The organism is Elusimicrobiota bacterium (genome assembly GCA_026388095.1).
Lineage (GTDB): Bacteria > Elusimicrobiota > Elusimicrobia > UBA1565 > UBA9628 > UBA9628.
This window is the reverse complement of record JAPLKL010000075.1, coordinates 25209-42273: the sequence shown is the minus strand read 5'-3', so window position 1 is coordinate 42273 and position 17065 is coordinate 25209. Positions and strand designations below refer to the sequence as shown.

Below are 17065 nucleotides of genomic sequence, written 5' to 3'. Positions count from 1 at the left end.
GGTGGACAGCGCAGGCGCCGTAGCCATCGCGGGCGCGACCGGCTTCGTGGGCCGGGCGCTGGCCGGCGCTCTGGCCGGCCGGCGCCGCGTCATCGGCCTGGCCCGCAACCCGCCCGGACCCGCGTTGGAGCCGGCTATCGAATGGCGGCCCTGCGACCTGTTCTCCTTGCTGCAGTGCGAGGAGGCCCTGCGGGGCGTGGAGCAGGCCGTCTACCTCGTCCACTCCATGCTGCCCTCCGCGCATCTGACCCAGGGCGCCTTCCAGGATTTCGACCTCATCTGCGCGGACAACTTCGCCCGGGCCGCGGCGCAGGCCGGGGTCCGGCAGATCGTGTATCTGGGCGGGCTCATCCCGGACGACCCGGAGCTGTCTGCGCACCTGCGCAGCCGCCTGGAGGTCGAGCAGACCTTGGCCAGCCAGGGCGTGCCGGTCACGGCCCTGCGCGCCAGCATCATCATCGGGCCGGGCGGCTCATCCTACCGGATGTTCCGCTCGTTGATCGAGCGCTTGCCCTTCATCCCCTGCCCGCCCTGGGCGGGCAGCCTCACGCAGCCCATCGCGCTCGACGACGTGCTGGCCCTGCTGGTCCATTGCCTGGAGCATCCCGCCTCCCGGAGCCGCAGTTGGGACATCGGCTCCGCGGACGTCATGACCTACCGCCAGCTCCTGGAGCGCACGGCGGGGCTTTTGGGGCTCAAGCGCCGGTTCTTCAGCGTGCCGGTCCCGGGGACCTTCTGGTGCCGGTCCTGGCTGGGCCTCATGAGCGGCGCGCCGCAGGCCTTGGTCGCGCCGTTGGTCGAGAGCATCCGGCATTCCATGGTCTGCCGCGACCGGCGCCTGCAGGAGGAGGCCGGCGTGCCGGGCATCCCCTTCGACACGGCGGTCCGGGCCGCCGCGGCCCGCCGCCACGTCTTGATCCGCCTGGGCCGCGCCCCGCGGCCCCTGCGCCATGCCCCCTGGCGCGAGCTCTACCGCTACGACGTGCGCTCGGTCCAGCGCATGGGCCTGCCGCCGGGGCGCACCGCGCGCTGGGCCGCCGAGCAGTACGGCGCGTTTTTGGCCCGGCGCTTCCGCTGGGTGCTGCGCGCGGACGTCAACCCCGGCCGCAGCGTGCGCTTCCGCCTGGCCGGCTTGCGGCTGTGCCTGGTGGAGCTCACCTTCGCCCAGGACCGCAGCCAGAGCGATTCGCGCCAGGTCTTCTACATCACGGGGGGGGCCTTGGTGCGCCGGGTCCAGCGCGCCACGGGCCGGCCGCGCCTGGAGTTCCGGCAGGTCCTGGGCGGCCGGACCCTCCTGGTGGGCATCCACGACTACCGGCCGGCCCTGCCCTGGCCCCTTTACAGCCTGACCCAGGCCCGCATCCACCTGCGCGCCATGCGCGCTTTCGCGCGCTACCTGGCCGGACTCCAGCCTCCGGGGGAATGAGATGACAGAGAAGAGATCGGTGTCGGCGCCCGGCTTCCGGGCCCTGCTGCTCACCCAGAGCCTCTCCGCCTTCAACGACAACGCCTTCAAGACCGTGACCGCCCTGCTCATGGTGGCGTCCTTGCCGCCGGGCCGCTCGGCGCAGTTCATCGCGGCCGCGGGCGCGGTCTTCATCCTGCCCTTCCTGCTGCTCTCCACCGCGGCCGGCTCGGTGGCGGACCGCTTCAGCAAGAAGAAGATCATCGTGGCGTGCAAGTGCGTGGAGCTGGCCCTCATGCTCCTCACCTTGCTGGCCCTGCCCAACGGGAACATCCCCGGCCTGCTCGCCATCCTCTTCTGCCTGGGCGCGCACAGCGCCTTCATCGGCCCGGCCAAGCTCGCCATCCTGCCCGAGGTCCTCGACGACGCGGACCTCTCGCGGGGCAACGGCCTGATGCAGATGATGACCTTCCTGGGCATCGTGCTGGGCACCGTGGCGGCGGGGCTGCTCATCAGCGAGTTCCCGGGCCGCCTGCAGGTCGCCTGCCTGGTCTTCGCCGCGGCCGCGGCCGCGGGACTGGGCGCGGCCCTGCGCGTGACCTCCGTGCCGGCCGCGGGTTCAGCCATCCCCATCCGCCTCAACTTCGTCGCGCAGACCTGGGACAACCTCTCCCGCATCCGCCTGCGCCGGCCCATCTTCCTGGCCCTGCTGGGGTCGGCCTATTTCTGGTTCCTGGGCGCCATCTTCCAGATGAACATCCTGGTCTATGGCCAGGAGCTCATGCACTTGAGCCAGCGGGCCCTGAGCGGCTTCCAGATCGCGGTGGCCCTGGGCATCGGCCTGGGCAGCTACGTGGCCGGCCGGCTCTCGCGCGAGAAGGTGGAGCTGGGCCTGGTGCCCCTGGGCGCGCTGGGGCTGGTGCTCTTTCCGGCCGACCTGGCCTTCGCCGCGGCCTCGCCGGTGCGCGCCGCCCTCGACCTGTTCCTGGCCGGCGTGAGCGGCGGGGTCTTCGTGGTGCCTCTCGACGCCTTCATCCAGCAGCGCACTCCCAAGCCGGAGCGCGGCCGCACCATCGCCACCGAGAATGTCCTCTCGCTGCTGGGCGTCCTGGCCGCTTCGGGCTGGCTCTATCTCTCCAGCAACTACTTCAAGCTCTACCCCAACCAGATCTTCCTGGTGGTGGCGGTCATGACCGTCGCGGTGGCGGCCTACATCCTGTCCGTGCTGCCGGATTTCTTCCTGCGCCTGCTGCTCTACCCGCTGGTCAACCTGGTCTACCGCATCGAGGTGGAGGGGCGCGGCCGCGTCCCGCTGGAGGGCCCGGCCCTGCTGGTCTCCAACCACGTCTCCTTCGTGGACGCCTTCCTCATCGAGGGCGCCTCGCCCAGGCTGGTGCGCTTCATGATGCTGCGGCGCTTCTACGGCCTGCCCGTGCTCAACTGGTTCTTCCGGGCCATGGGGGTCATCCCCATCTCGGACCACGACAGTCCCAAGGCCCTGCTGCAGTCCTTCGAGGCCGCGCGGCAGGCCCTGCGCGAGGGCGACCTGGTCTGCATCTTCGCGGAAGGCGAGATCTCCCGACACGGCCAGATGCTGCGCTTCAAGAAGGGCGTGGAGCACATCGCCGAAGGCCTGTCCATGCCCATCATCCCCGTGCACCTGGACCGGGTCTGGGGCAGCATCTTCAGCTTCGAGGGCGGCCGCATCCTGCTCAAATGGCCGCGGCGCCTGCCCTACCCGGTCACGGTCAGCTTCGGCGCGCCCCTGCCTCCGGACGCCAAGGCCGAGGACATCCGGCAGGCCGTCCGGGAGCTGGGCGCCGATGCTTTCCAGAAGCGCCTGGCCGAGAAGCAGACCCTGCCGCGGACCTTCGCGCGCGAGGCCAAGCGGCGCTGGTTCGGCTTGGCCATGGCGGACGTCCTGTATGGCCGCCTCTCCTGCGGCGCGGCGTTGGTCCGGGCCTTCCTCCTGGGCCGCGTCCTGGACCGGGTCCTGCCTCCGGGCCCCAACGTGGGCCTGCTGCTGCCGCCTTCCGTGCCCGCGGCTCTGGCCAACCTGGGGCTGTCCCTGCGCGGCCGGATCCCGGTCAACCTCAACTACACCCTGCCGCGCGAGACGGCGCTGCGCTGCGCGGAGCGCGCGGGCGCCAAGGGCCTCGTGACCTCGCGGCGCTTCCTGGATAAGCTGGGCTGGGAGCCGCACGAGAGCATGGTCTTCCTGGAGGACCTGGCCCCGCGCATCAAGCCCCTGCGCGCGGCCCTGACCACGGCCGCCTTCTTCGTCCTGCCCCCCGCGCTCATCGAGTTGTTCTTCCTGCGCAAGGCTCCGCGCCTGCTGAGCGACACGGCCACGGTGATCTTCACCAGCGGCTCCACCGGGGAGCCCAAAGGCGTGGTCCTCTCCCACGCCAACATCCAGGCCAACATCGAGGCGATCGCCCAGGTCTATCAGATGCGGGGCTCGGACCGGCTCCTGGGCGTCCTGCCGTTCTTCCATTCCTTCGGCTATACCGTCACCCTGTGGATGCCGGCGGCCGCGGGCCTCGCCGCGGTGTACCACCCCAATCCTCTCGACGCCAAGGGGGTCGGGGAGCTCATCGCGCGCTACGGGGTGACCATCGTGCTGGGCACGCCCACCTTCCTGACCCTCTACCTGCGCCGGATCGAGCCGGCGCAGATGAAGAGCGTCAACATCGTCATGGCCGGGGCCGAGAAGCTGCGCGCCGAGCTGGTGGCTGCCTTCGAGGAGAAGTTCGGCATCACGCCGCTGGAGGGCTTCGGCTGCACCGAGCTCTCCCCCGTGGCCTGCGTCAACATACCGGACGTGGAGATCGACGGGGTGCGCCAGAGGGGGACCAAGATCGGGACCATCGGCCAGCCTCTGCCCGGCGTGGCGGTCAAGGTCGTGGACCCCGAGTCTTTGGAGCCTCTGCCCGCGGGGCAGGCGGGCCTGCTGCTGGTCAAGGGGCCCAACGTGATGGTGGGCTACCTGGGGGACCTGGAGCAGACCGAGAAGGTCCTCAAGGAGGGCTATTACTCGACCGGGGACATCGGCTGCGTGGACGCGGACGGCTTCGTCACCATCACCGACCGCCTGAGCCGCTTCAGCAAGATCGGCGGCGAGATGGTGCCGCACCTCCACGTCGAACAGCGGCTGCACAGTCTGGCCGGGCGGCTGGAGCAGACCTTCATCGTGACCGCGGTGCCCGACGCGAAGAAAGGCGAGCGGCTGGTGGTCCTCTATAAGGACTACGACGACATCGACGGCCTCTGGCGCAAGCTCAACGACTCCGACGCGCCTAAGCTCTGGGTGCCGGAGCGCTCCTGCTTCCACAAGGTGACGGAGTTCCCGCTGCTGGGCTCGGGCAAGCTGGACCTGGCGGCCCTGAAGAAGACGGCGCGGGAACTCGAGGACCGCAAGGCCGCGGCATGAGGAAGCTCACCGACGTCCACGTGCATCTGGCGGCCCTGCCTACGCCCGAGAACGGCTGCCGGCTCTCGCGGCGCATGCGCGAGGGCCCGCTGGGCTCCATGCTGGCGAGGACCATGGGCCTGCCCCTGGACCAGCCCGAGCGGGCCAACCTGCTCTACCTGGAGAGGCTGCGCTCCGAACTGTTGGGTTCAGAGAGGGTCGGCCGGGCCGTGCTCCTGGGCATGGACGGCGCCTATGACGAGTCGGGGCGCCTCGACGAGGCTCATTCGGACCTCCTGGTCACCAACGACACGGTCTTGCGGGCCGCTGCCACGGCCCCCGGCCTTTTCCTGCCGGGGGTCTCCATCAACCCCCAGCGCGTCGATGCTTTGGACGAGCTCGAGCGCTGCGCGGCCCGGGGCGCAGTCCTGGTCAAGGTCCTGGCCAACGCCCAGCGTTTCGACCCGGCGCTGCCGCGCTACCGCCCCTTCTACAAAGCGCTGGCGCGGCTGGGTCTGCCCCTGCTGGCGCACGTGGGCTTCGAGTTCGCTCTTATCGGCCATGACCAATCCGTGGGCGGCCTGGACCGCCTGGTGCCGGCCCTGGAGGAGGGCGTCACCGTGATCGCGGCGCACGGCTGCTCCACTGGGCTGTTCTTCCATGAGCAGCACGGGCCCCTGATGCTCAAGCTGGCGATGCGTTACCCGCGCTTCTACGTCGACGTCTCGGCCCTGACCTTCTTCAACCGGGTGGGCCAGCTTCTGCGCATCGCCCGCCGCCCCGAGCTCTTCGAGCGCCTGCTCTTCGGCACGGACTATCCCCTGCCGGTCTTCTCCTATCCCTGCCTGCTGGCCGGCTCCTGGGAGCGCTTCCGCGCGGCGCGGAAGACCGCCAGCCGCTTCGACCGTCAGGTCCTGGTCCTGGAGGCGCTGGGAGTGGAGCTCAAGGCCGACTTCGCGGACCTGCACAAGCGCTGAGGGAAAAGGTTGGGGCGCTAAGGCAAGCGTCGTTCAATCGACTGCCTTAGCGCCCCAGATCGGCACAGGGCCCGCCCTGAGTCCGGAACGCAACTGCGACTGCAACGGCCGCGTCGACGTCGACTGCCACGGCACCGGCTTGCACCCCGTCACAACCACGACCACGTTACCGACCGCTTCGACTCCACCGGACTCAGGACGGGCTGGTGAGGATACGACAATCTGAGTATAGCAGGCGCTCTTGATTTGTCAAGGCCCATGGTCTTGACGCGACTCCGTCCATATACAAATGCGAGGGGCGCTCAAGCTGGCGTCGTTCTATCGACCGCTTTAGCGCCCCTGCACAATGAGTATAACAGGCGGACAAAAATTGTCAAGACCCAAAATGGTCCCGGCCGCTCGTCGAGAAGATGTTGATTTGATATACTCCGCGGATGACCACGATATTTCTGCTCCTGTCGGTCGGCGGAGCCTTCGCCGCCGAGCCCGCGGTGTCCACGAGCACGCCCGTCGCCGCCGTTGAGGTCTCTACTCCCGCCGCGCCGAAGCTGCAGCCGCCTCAGCCGCCCGCTCACACCCAGCGCCTGCTGCAGACCGCGACGGACGTGTCCCAGGACCTGGCCGTCACCGTGGCGTACCTCGATGCCGGGCAGCTCTACTTCCGCGCCTTCGCCCGTGAGACGCACACGCACGCGGAGAATCAGCACATGCTGGAGTTCCTGCGCGAGTACGAGGCCGAGCTCAACACGGCCAAGAAGGAAGAAGTCATCCTCAACGACTGGATCAGGAAGGCCGCCAACCTGCGCTGAGCTAGAGGGGCGGCGCGCCGGGCCGCTGGAAGCGCCGGGCCAGCTCATCGCGGGAGAGCGCGAGCATGGTGCGCCGGCCGTGCGGGCAGCAGGACCCGTCACGGCAGTCCTTGAGGTCCTCGACGAGACGCAGCGCCTCCTTCTCGGAGAGCGCGTCGTGGGCCTTGACCGCGGCTTTGCAGGCCACGGTGGCCACCGCGTCGTGCTGGACCGCCTCGGCCGCGGAAACCGGGTCGTGCAAGGAATCGAGCAGACGGTGCACCAGCTCCTTGAGGTCGGCCTCCTTGTGGAAGAGCGCGGGCACGGCCAGGCAGTGCAGGCCCCTCTTGCCGAAAGCCTCGAAAGAGAACCCCAGCCGTTCCAGTCGGTCGGAGAGCGAGAGCACCTTCTCCACGGCTGACGCCGGCAGCTCGACGGTCATGGGCAGCATCAGCTTCTGCGAGCGGGCGCGGCCCTGCTCGACTTCCTTCAGGAATCTTTCGAAGAGGATGCGCTCCGCGGCCGCGTGCTGGTCCAGGATGAAGAGCCCGCCGGAGGCCTCGAAGACCAGGTAGGCGCGCTCGATCTGCCCCAAGAAGCGGAAGGGGGGCGTGAACCAGCGCGGCAGGCCCTCGGCCGCTGCGAATGACTCGGCCGGGGCCGTCTCCAGGGCCAGGGGGGCTTGTTCAAGGACGGCATGATAGGCCGCGGCCAGCTCGCGCACCGCCCCCGTGGAGACGGACACGCGCGGCGCGGGCGTGATGGGCGCCGGGGCCTTGGACTTGAGCAAAGCCGAGGCCACCAGCCCGGAGACCAGCTCGAAGACGTCGCGGTCGGAGCGGAAGCGGATCTCGCGCTTGCCCGGATGGACGTTGACGTCGAAGGCGTCGCCCGGCAGCTCAAGGTGGCCCACGCAGACGGGGTGCCGGTCCGAGGGCCGGCCCTGGTAGGCCCGGTAGAGGGCCTGTTGCAGGATGCGCGCCGAGACCGGCCGGCGGTTGACGAACCAGTATTGGAAGTCCCGCGTGGCGGCCAGCGCGTCCCAGGGCGAGACGAAGAGGCGCAGCTTCATCTCCGGCCGGTCCACCACGATGGGCAGCAGGGCCGCGGCGTTGGCTTCGCCCAGCACCCGCACGGCCCGGCGGCGCAGGCCGTCGGCCAGGTCCCGGCCGGGCTCGGGCGCAAAGCGCAGCACGGTGCGGCTTTCCGACTTGTAGGTCAAAGACAGCGCCGGGTCGGCCAAAGCGGCTTCTTCGACGATCGCGGCCAGGCGGCCCCGCTCGTAGGCGTCGGACTTGAGGAACTTGCGCCGCGCCGGGGTGTTGTAGAAGAGGTCGCGCAGCTCGACGGCCGTGCCCGGGACCGCCGGGGCCGGGCCGGAGGAGACGACCTTGCCGCCCTCGGCCTGAACCTTCCAGCCGGACTTGGCCCCGCGCAGGGTGCTGGCCAAGGTCAGGCGCGAGACCGCGGCCGCGGCGTAGAGGGCCTCGCCGCGGAAGCCGAAGGTGGCCAGGCGCTCGAGGTCGCCGAGGTCCGTTATCTTGCTCGTGGCATGGCGCTCCAGGGCCAAGGCGCAGTCCTCGGGGGACATGCCGCAGCCGTCGTCCACCACTCGCAAAGAAGTCCGCCCCGCGCCCGCGCACTCCACCGTGATGCGTCGCGCGCCTGCGTCGAGGGCGTTCTCCAGCAGCTCCTTGAGGGCCGAGGCTGGCCGCTCGATGACCTCTCCCGCGGCGATGCGGCTGGCGACCTCCGGGGAAAGCCGGTGGATCATGGGGTCAGGTCTTGACATTGGACTCTTCGGAAGATTCCCCAATGTCAAATGTCAAGACCTGACCCCCCCCTTAGAGCTTCTTCTTCAGGGCCGCGATGGCTTCCAGGGCTTCGAGCGGGGTCATGGCTTCGGGGTCGAGGAGGCGCAGGGCGTGCAGGACCGGGTTGTCGTCGAAGAGCGGCAGTTCCGGGTCCCCGCCCTTGGGCTGGGCCGGGGAATTGGCCAGCCGCCCGGAGGCGGACTCGTTCTCCAGGCTGGAGAGGATCTCCCGGGCTCGGGCCAAAACGGCGGGAGGGAGGCCCGCCAGGGCCGCCACGTGGATGCCGTAGGAGCGGTCGGCCGGCCCATCCGAAATCTTATGCAGGAACACCACTTCGGTGCGGCCCTCCGCGTTGGTCCACTCCCGGGCTTCCACGTTGGCGTTGGCCACGCCGTCCAGCCGGTGGGCCAGCTCGGTGAGCTCGAAATAGTGCGTGGCGAACAGCGTGCGCGGCCCGCGCGGCCCCTCGGGCTCCGCGGCCTTGGCGTAGGCGCTCTGCAGGTGCTCCAGCACCGCCCAGGCGATGGAGATCCCGTCGAAGGTGGAGGTGCCGCGCCCGACCTCGTCGAGGATGACCAGGCTGCGCGGGGTGGCCGACTTGAGGATGGCGGAGGTCTCGTTCATCTCCACCATGAAGGTGGAGGCGCCCTGGGTCAGGGCGTCCTGCGCGCCGATGCGGGTGAGGATCTTGTCCACGATGCCGACCCGGGCGGACTTGGCGGGCACGAAGGAGCCCATCTGGGCCAGCACCGCGATGAGGGCGTTCTGGCGCAGGTAGGTGGACTTGCCCGACATGTTGGGCCCGGTCAAGACGATGATCTGCGGGTCGCGGGCGTTCAAGGTCAGAGAATTGGGCACGAAGGTCCCGGCCGGCAGGACCGCGGCCAGGACCGGGTGGCGGCCGTCGACGATCTCCAGGTCGTGGCTCAGGTCCACCTGGGGCTTGACGAACTCATGGAGCGAGGCGCATTCCGCCAAAGCGTTGAACACGTCGAGCTCGGCCAGAAGGGCGCCCAGCCGCTGGACCGCGTCGTGGCGCTGGAGGACCTCGCCGCGGACCTCCTCGAACAGGCGGGATTCCAGGCGCAGGATCTTCTCCTCGGCGCCCAGGATCTTGTTCTCGAGCTCCTTGAGCTCGGGGGTGATGTAGCGCTCCGCGTTGGTCAGGGTCTGCTTGCGCGTGTAGCGGGGCGGGACCTTGGCCTTGTGCGCGTTGGTGATCTCGAAATAGTAGCCGAAGACCGAGTTGTAGCCGGCCTTGAGCGAGCCGATCCCGGAGGCCTGGCGCTCCTCGGCCTCCAGACGGGCCAGGAAGCTCTGGCTGTCCGAGCGCAGCAGGCGCAGCTCGTCGAGCTCGGCGTGGAAGCCCTCCCGGATGAAATGCCCGTCCGAGAGCCGGGCCGGAGGGTCGTCGACCAAAGCGCGGGCGAGGTAGTCGGCGCAGGCCGAGAGCCCCGCGGCGGTCTCCTGCAGCTGCGCGGCCAAGGTGGTCAGGCCCGGACAGAGCTCGTAGGACTTGAACCAGCGCTCCAGGGCGGGCAGCTGGCCCAGGGACCGGCGCAGGGCGGCCAGATCCCGGGGCGTGGCCTGCCGGGTGCTCAGGCGGCTCACCACGCGGGGCAGGTCCGAGACCTCGCGCAGGAGCCCGCCCAGGTCTTCGCGCGCCCCGGGCTTGTCGAAGAGGTCCTCCACGCAGTTCTGCCGCAGCTCGATCTCGGCGAGGTCGGTGGAGGGATGCAGGATCCAGTGGCGCAGCTTGCGGCCGCCCATGGCCGTGCGGCAGCGGTTGAGCAGGCCCCAAAGGCTGTGGCGCCGGTCGCCCGAGGAGGCGTCCACCAACTCCAAGGTGCGCAAAGCGGTCTCGTCGAGCTGCATCTCGTTGGCGGCCTCGCGGTAGACCGGGGCGATGAGCTCCTGGAGGTGGAACTGCGTGCGGGCCACGTAGCCGCGGCAGCGCAGGGCCGCGCGCAGGGCCAGGCGGTGGTTGGCCCAGACGGATTCCCGCGCCCAGTCCGGGGGCGCGGCGGTCTCGGGCCGCCCCGGCTCGGCGGTCAGGCAGACGGCGGCGGGCAGGGCGGGCCGCAGTTGGGCCGCGGTCTCGGGCGCGCAGAGCACCTCGGCCGGCCGCACGCGCGCCAGCAGGTCGAAGAGCCGGCGGTTGCCGCGGTCGTTGAGGGCCTGGGTGGCCCAGAACTCGCCGGTCGAGACGTCGATGCAGGCCGCGCCCCAGCCCACGATGTCCGATTCGACCGCGACGAGGAAATTGGTGGAGGTGGCCTCCAGGAGCTCGTCTTCGATGATGGTCCCGGGAGTGATGAGGCGGATGATGTCGCGCTTGACCAGCTTCTTGGTCTTGGAGGGGTCCTCCATCTGCTCCGCCACGGCGACCTTGTGGCCGGCCTTGAGGAGCTTGGCCAGGTAGGTCTTGGAGCTGTGGTAGGGGACCCCGCACATGGGGATGCCCTGGCGGGCCGTGAGCACCAGCCCGCACAGGGGGGCCGCGGTCTGGGCGTCGGAGCCGAAGAGCTCGTAGAAGTCGCCCAGGCGGAAGAACAGGAGCGCCTCGGGGTGGCGGCTCTTGAGCTCCTGGTACTGGCGCATCACCGGCGTGTCGGGCAGGGTCTCCGTCGGGGACATATGAGGGATTCTAGCAGAAATGGGGAGCCCAAAAAAATGAACTTCAGCCCAGACCGCTACGCGGTCTGGGCTGAAGTCGCGCCGAAGGCGCCAGCCCTCGGCCCGCTTCTAGTGACCGGCCGGCGGCTGGGCGCCGCCGGTGCCCGTGCGCTGCAGGAGGCGCCGCAGGTCCTCCGGGTCCAGCGAGCGCATCATGGCCTCCTGGAATGTGACCCGGTTCTGGCGGTAGAGGTCGGCCAAAGACTGGTTCATGGTCTGCATCCCCATCTTGCCGCCGGTCTGGATGGCGAGCTGGACCTGCTCGACCTTCTGCTCGCGGACGAGGTTGCGGATGGCGGCGGTCACGATGAGGATCTCGGTGGCCAGGACCCGGCCCGTGCCCGAGGAGTGGGCGATGAGCTGCTGGCAGATGACCGCCTGCAGCACGAAGGAGAGCTGGATGCGCACCTGGTCCATCTGGTGCTGGGGGAACACGTCGATGATGCGGTTGATGGTCTGGGCGCAGTCCGTGGTGTGCAGGGTGGCGAAGACGAGGTGGCCGGTCTCGGCGATGGTCAGCGCCGCCGAGATGGTGTCGAGGTCGCGCAGCTCGCCGATGAGGATGACGTTGGGGTCCTGGCGCAGGACGTGCTTCAAGGACGCCGTGAAGGACTCGGTGTCCTGGCCGACCTCGCGCTGGTTGATGATGCACTTCTTGTGGCTGTGCACGTACTCGATGGGGTCTTCCACGGTCACCACGTGCGCGCTGCGGTTCTCGTTGACGAAGTCGATCATGCTGGCGATGGTGGTGGACTTGCCCGAGCCCGTGGGCCCGGTCACCAGCACCAGGCCCTTGGGGACCTTCATCACGTCGTAGATCACGTTGGGCAGGCCGATCTCCTCGAAGGTCCTGAAGGAGGAGGGGATGGCGCGGATGGCCGCGCCGATGGCTCCGCGCTGGCGGTAGACGTTCATGCGCAGGCGCCCGATGCCCTTGAGGCTGAAGGCCAGGTCGAGCTCGTTGGTGGCCTCGAAGCGCTGGCGCTGGCTCTCCGTCAACAGCGAGAAGATCAAGGTCTGGCTGGCCTCATGGGAGAGCTTCTCGAAAGGCGTGGGCACCAGCTGCCCGTCGATGCGCAAAGTCGGCGGCGCGCCGACCGTCATGTGCAGGTCCGACGCTCCGCGCTCGTGCATCAGCAGGAATAGTTCGCTCATCGATATCATGGATGTCCCCTCGTTGCCTTCAACCTTCGATGTCCGAGGCCGTGACCCGGATCATCTCCTCCACCGTCGTGACGCCGCTCAGGAGCTTGCGGATGGCGCAGGCGCGCAGGGTCAGCATGCCCTGCCGGCACCCCTGCTCCTTGATCTGCCGCGCGGTGGCCTTGTCCAGGATCATCTGCCGGACCGTGTCGGTGACCTCCAGGACCTCGTAGAGGCCCTGCCGGCCGCGGTAGCCGGTGCCGGCGCAGTTCTCGCAGCCCTTGCCCTTGTGCAAAGAGACCTTGCCGCCGCGCGACTGCAGCTGGGTGAGCGACACTCCCAGCTTGATGAGCCAGTCCTGCTCGACCTCGTAGCTCTCCTTGCACTTGGGGCAGATGCCGCGCACCAGGCGCTGGGCCACGACCATGAGGATCGAGGAGCTGGAGAGGAAGGGCTCCACGCCCATCATGTTGAGGCGCGTGATGGAGCCCGGGGCGTCGTTGGTGTGCAAAGTGGAGAAGACCAGGTGGCCGGTCAGGGCCGCGTTGATGGCGATCTGGGCCGTCTCCAGGTCGCGGATCTCGCCGACCATGATGATGTCGGGGTCCTGGCGCAGGAAGGAGCGCAGCCCCGCCGCGAAGGTCAGGCCGATGGCGGCGTGGACCTGGACCTGGTTGATGCCGTGGAGCTGGACCTCGACGGGGTCCTCGATGGTCATGATGTTGTGCTCGGGCGTGTTGAGCAGCGAGAGAGCCGAGTAGAGGGTGGTGGACTTTCCCGAGCCCGTGGGGCCGGTGATGAGGTTGATGCCGTAGGGCGCCTTCATGCTGCGGTTGAACACGGCCAGGGCCTCGGGCTCGAAGCCCAGCTTGGACAGTTGGACGCTGAGGCCCCCGCTGTCGGCGATGCGCATCACGATCTTCTCGCCCGGGGCGCAGGGCAGCACCGAGACGCGCAGATCCATCTCCTTGTCGCCGACGCGCACCTTGAGCCGGCCGTCCTGGGGCAGGCGCCGCTCCGAGATGTCGAGGTTGGACATGATCTTGAGGCGCGCGCAGATGGCGGCGTGGAACTTCTTGGGGGGGGCGGGCTGCTCGTGCAGGACCCCGTCTATGCGGTAGCGGATGCGCAGGTCCTTCTGGTAGGGCTCGATGTGGATGTCCGAGGCCTTGGCCTTGATGGCGTTGGCCAGGATGAGGTTGACCATCTTGATGACCGGGGCGTCCTCGGCGGACCTCTCCACGGAGACCCGGTCCTCCTCCTCCTTCTTTTCATCCACGTGCTGGACGTCGTCGGCCGCCGCCTCCGAGGTCTGGCTCTGCCTGACGATGTCGTCGAGAGCGTCCTGGGAGTTGGGCGGCTTGTAGTATTTGTCCAGGGCCGCGAGGATGTCGCTCTCCGAGGCCAGGGCCGCCTTGATGTCGCAGCCCGTCATCATCTTGAGGTCGTCGAGGATCATGACGTTGAGGGGGTCGGCCAACGCTATGGTGATGGTGTTGTTGGTCTTGTTGAAGGGGAAAAGGGTGTACTGGCGGGCGATGGACTCGGGGACCAAAGCGATGACCTCGGGCGTGATCGCGGTGATGCCGGAGAGCGTGATGTAGCTGATGTCGCACTGGGCGCTGAGGAATTGCAGGATGCGATCCTCGCTGACGAAGCCCTTGCCGATGAGGATGGTGCCCAGCTTCTCGCTCTTCTCGCGCTGGGAGTCCAGGGCCTCCTGGAGCTGCGCCGGCGTGATGACCCGCTCCTCGACCAGCAGCTCGGCCAGCCGCCGCGAGAGGCTCAGGGAGATCGCGTGCTCGTCGTTGGGCATGGAGCTATAGATTAGCGGCCTGGCCAGAGTTTGTCAAGCTTGGATGCTAAGTCGGATGTTAAGTGTCCTCTTGCTATCAAACCGGCCCGCGCGTTCAGGGGTTGGGCCGCACCGTGTCGGACCGGAACGCGGCCTCGTCCTCGGCGGGCGGAGTCAGCTCGGCGTCCGAGGGCAGGGGCAGGAGCGGGACTTGCTTGGGGCTGGGCGCGGGCGCCGCGGCGCGCCGGGGCGGCGTGCGCTTCTTGGTCTTGGCCGGCCGGGCCTTGGCCGCGGCCTTGCCCCGCGCCGGGGAACGGCCGGCCAGGAGCCCCCGGGCGGTCGCGTTCATGCCCTTGACCGTCCTGCGCGCCAGATCGGCTTCGAAAAGGTAGGTGATGGCGTCTTTGCCCGCGGGCTGGACCGTGTATTTGACCGCGTAGGTGCTCTCCTCGTAGGCGCCCGCGTCCCACTTCTCTTCGCTCTGGGCTCCGGGCGTCGCCGCGAAGGAGTACTGCAGCCACTGGGCGATGGTGCCGCGGTCGCCATCCAAGGGGTACTCCTTGACCATGTTCACCGCCGCGGGACGCTCGTCGCGGATGGCCTCAGCCTGCGGCGCGGCCGCGGGGGGCGCTGGCGCGGCTGCGCCGCCGCCCTGAGGGGCGGGCGCGGCCGGCGGAGCGGCGGCCGTCGTGGTCTGGGCGGCCGGCTGGGCGGGCTGCGCGGCCGGCGGCGCCGGCGCGGCCAGACCGGGCTTGGCGGTCCCCGCCGATTCGTCGGACACCGCGGATCCCACCGGCGGCCGGCCGGAATCCATCTGCAGAGCGGTCTTGAGGCCCTTGGAGTCTCGGAACAGGAAGAACCAGCCCGCGGCGATGACCACCACGCTGGCGACGCCGATGATGATGAGGAAGGTCTTCGAGCGGCCTTTGGGCGCCTGGGGAGGCTCGGTCTTGGCCGGCACCGGCTTGGCGAGCTTGGCCAGCACCTCCTGGGTGGACGGCCCGGCGGCCGACGCAGGCATCACGGCACTCTTGGAGAAAGCCATGGTCATGGGAGGCAGGACGGCCGGAGCCGGCGCGGCATTCGCCAGGGTGGGGACGGGCGGGACCTCCATGGTCCGGGACAGCGCCGGGATCATTTTCCCCGGGCTGGGCATCGACATCATCGATTCGGTGGGTGGCGGGGCAGAAGGTGATTGACCAAAGGCCCCGGGCATGACGGTCATGGGAGGCGGGGCCAGGAACGGCTGGGGCTGGGAGGTCAGCGGCGGCGGGAAGGCTCCGGGCACGATGGTCGCGGGCGGGGCGCTGAGCTCGATGGGCGCCGGGCCGGCGGCGCTGGGCACCGGCAGCGGGGCGATCCCGGCTGCCGGCAGGCTGCCGCCGGGGGTCGGCTGGGGGCCCCATTGGTAGGGGGACTCCTCCGGTTTCAGGCCGGGAGCCGCTACGGGCGGCGGGGGCGCCGTTTCCGGTATCGGCGCCTTGTCCGCAATGGACGGGGCAGAGGGTGTGGCGGGCAGGGTAGAGGGAGGTATGCTCTTTTCCACTTTGCGCAGCGAACCCGGAGCCGAGACCCTGACCACGCGGCGAGGCCGCCCCTTGGGCGCAGGAGGAATCTCGGGCGCTGCGGCCGGGGGCTCGGGGGCCGGGGGCGGGGCGGAGGGGGCTGGCGGCAGGCCGCCGCCGAGCGCCGGCATGGCGCCGCCGATCCCAGGCAGGCCGCTGCCTATCACCGGCAGGCTGCCGCCTAGAGGCGGGGTGTCCCAGCGGTAGGGGGACTCTTCCGGCGAGAGAGAGGGGCCTTCCTGCACCGGCGACTTGATGTGCTCCGGCGTCGGCACATCGACCTTCGGCAGAGGCGCGAGCACGGGCGGCGGGGCCGTGGGCGGGAGCGCCGGCGCGGGCGCGGCCGGCGCAGCGGCGGAGGCCCTTTTCGCAGGGGCCGGCGCTTCGGGCGCCGGGGCCGCGGGCGGCGGGACCACGGCGGCCTTCTTCAGCGGGACCGGCGCCTGGCGCGGCGCGGCCTCCAGCTCCGCCAGGCGGCGGTTGAGCAGATCGAGTTTGGAGGTGAGCTCCTGGATCCGGGCCTGGGAGTCCTTCAGCTCCTGGCGCGTCGCTTCGTCAGGCCGGGGCAGGTCGGCCGCGGGGATGCGCGAGGCGGGCGAGAAGATGTCCGTGAGCCAGCCCTCGCCTTCTCCTTCGCCCGGCAGGGACAAAGTCTCGGATTGCAGCCGCTCCAGAAGGCCGAAGCCCGGCTCCAGCAGGTCCGCGCTCACGGCCGCCGGGGCGGTCGCGCAGAGGCTGGAGAGCTCGCCGACCTCCTCGGCGCAGCGCCAGTCGACGTCCATGCGGCCGGCGGTGCCCTCGGCGCAGACCAAGGTCTCGGGACGCACTCCGCCGACCAAGCCGAGGTCTTCCTTGGCCAGCGGCCCCAGAATCTGGGAGTCCTTGTAGACCCAATATCTCATATGGAGGGAGGTCCCCCAATGATAGCCTGCGGGCTGTTACGTTTTCAATACGGCGCGCCCTGGGGCGCGCCGTCCCGGAAGGGGCGGCGGGTCCGGTCAAGCCTCCCGGCTGGGTTCCTCTCCGATGCCGCGGAAATCCGCCACCGACTCGGCCAGCTCGGGAACGCTCTCGGCCGAGCTCTGGCAGCCGATGCAGTAGCGGGCGAAGGGCAGGGCCTCCAGTCGCGGCTTGGGGATGGGCTTGCGGCAGGATTCGCAGGAGCCGTAGGTGCCCTTGTCGATCTTGCGCAGGGAGGCCTCGATGTGGTCCAAGGTCGTGCGCTCGTTGTCGGAGAGCTCGAAGAGCAGCTCCTTCTCGATGGACTGGCTGGCCTTGTCCGCGTCGTCGCCGGTGTCCTGCTCGGCGCTCTCCTCGAGCTGCTGGGTGCGCACGGTCTTGATGAGGTCATCGCGCATCTCGAGCAGCTTGCGCTTGATGCCCGCGAGCTTGCCCGGGGCGGGGGCTGCCGCCTTCCCGGCGGCGGGTTTGCGCGCCGCGGTCTTGGCCGTCTTCTTTTTCATGGTCGTTGACTCCTCAAATCCAAAGCG

10 protein-coding genes are annotated in these 17065 nt (G+C 69.5%); 4 read left to right on the top strand and 6 right to left on the bottom strand.

Annotation, left to right across the window (positions count from 1 at the left end; all coding sequences use genetic code 11):
* The first annotated feature begins 1 nt into the window (after position 1).
* From NTY77_18875 to NTY77_18860, 4 genes are all read left to right on the top strand, one after another.
* Positions 2-1426, top strand: coding sequence for an NAD(P)H-binding protein (locus NTY77_18875; protein ID MCX5797559.1), 1425 nt, complete (start codon positions 2-4; stop codon positions 1424-1426).
* Position 1427: 1 nt separating this feature from the next.
* Positions 1428-4838 carry an acyl-[ACP]--phospholipid O-acyltransferase gene (locus NTY77_18870; protein ID MCX5797558.1) on the top strand — a complete coding sequence of 1137 codons (3411 nt, stop codon included), beginning with the start codon at positions 1428-1430 and terminating at the stop codon, positions 4836-4838.
* Complete coding sequence (locus NTY77_18865; protein ID MCX5797557.1) at positions 4835-5794, top strand: amidohydrolase family protein; 960 nt, start codon at positions 4835-4837, stop codon at positions 5792-5794. Before NTY77_18870 ends, NTY77_18865 begins: the two co-directional genes overlap by 4 nt.
* 434 nt (positions 5795-6228) lie before the next feature.
* Complete coding sequence (locus NTY77_18860; protein ID MCX5797556.1) at positions 6229-6603, top strand: hypothetical protein; 375 nt, start codon at positions 6229-6231, stop codon at positions 6601-6603.
* 1 nt (position 6604) lies between these two features.
* Here the strand turns inward: NTY77_18860 and mutL are convergent, their stop codons facing one another.
* From mutL to NTY77_18830, 6 genes are all read right to left on the bottom strand, one after another.
* A complete protein-coding gene (gene mutL / locus NTY77_18855) occupies positions 6605-8374 on the bottom strand; it encodes a DNA mismatch repair endonuclease MutL (protein ID MCX5797555.1) in 1770 nt (589 codons plus the stop codon).
* A gap of 52 nt (positions 8375-8426) precedes the next feature.
* Complete coding sequence (gene mutS, locus NTY77_18850; GenBank protein MCX5797554.1) at positions 8427-11033, bottom strand: DNA mismatch repair protein MutS; 2607 nt, start codon at positions 11031-11033, stop codon at positions 8427-8429.
* A 108-nt stretch (positions 11034-11141) separates the two neighbouring features.
* Positions 11142-12236 carry a type IV pilus twitching motility protein PilT gene (locus NTY77_18845; protein MCX5797553.1) on the bottom strand — a complete coding sequence of 365 codons (1095 nt, stop codon included), beginning with the start codon at positions 12234-12236 and terminating at the stop codon, positions 11142-11144.
* A 19-nt stretch (positions 12237-12255) separates the two neighbouring features.
* On the bottom strand, positions 12256-14031 hold the full coding sequence (gene pilB / locus NTY77_18840; GenBank protein ID MCX5797552.1) for a type IV-A pilus assembly ATPase PilB: 1776 nt from the start codon (positions 14029-14031) through the stop codon (positions 12256-12258).
* A gap of 94 nt (positions 14032-14125) precedes the next feature.
* Positions 14126-16477: a hypothetical protein gene (locus tag NTY77_18835; protein MCX5797551.1), complete on the bottom strand. Its 2352-nt coding sequence runs from the start codon at positions 16475-16477 to the stop codon at positions 14126-14128.
* Between the two features lie 96 nt (positions 16478-16573).
* Positions 16574-17038 (bottom strand): TraR/DksA family transcriptional regulator, encoded by a 465-nt coding sequence (locus tag NTY77_18830; GenBank protein ID MCX5797550.1) that lies wholly within the window; start codon positions 17036-17038, stop codon positions 16574-16576.
* Positions 17039-17065 lie beyond the last annotated feature (27 nt).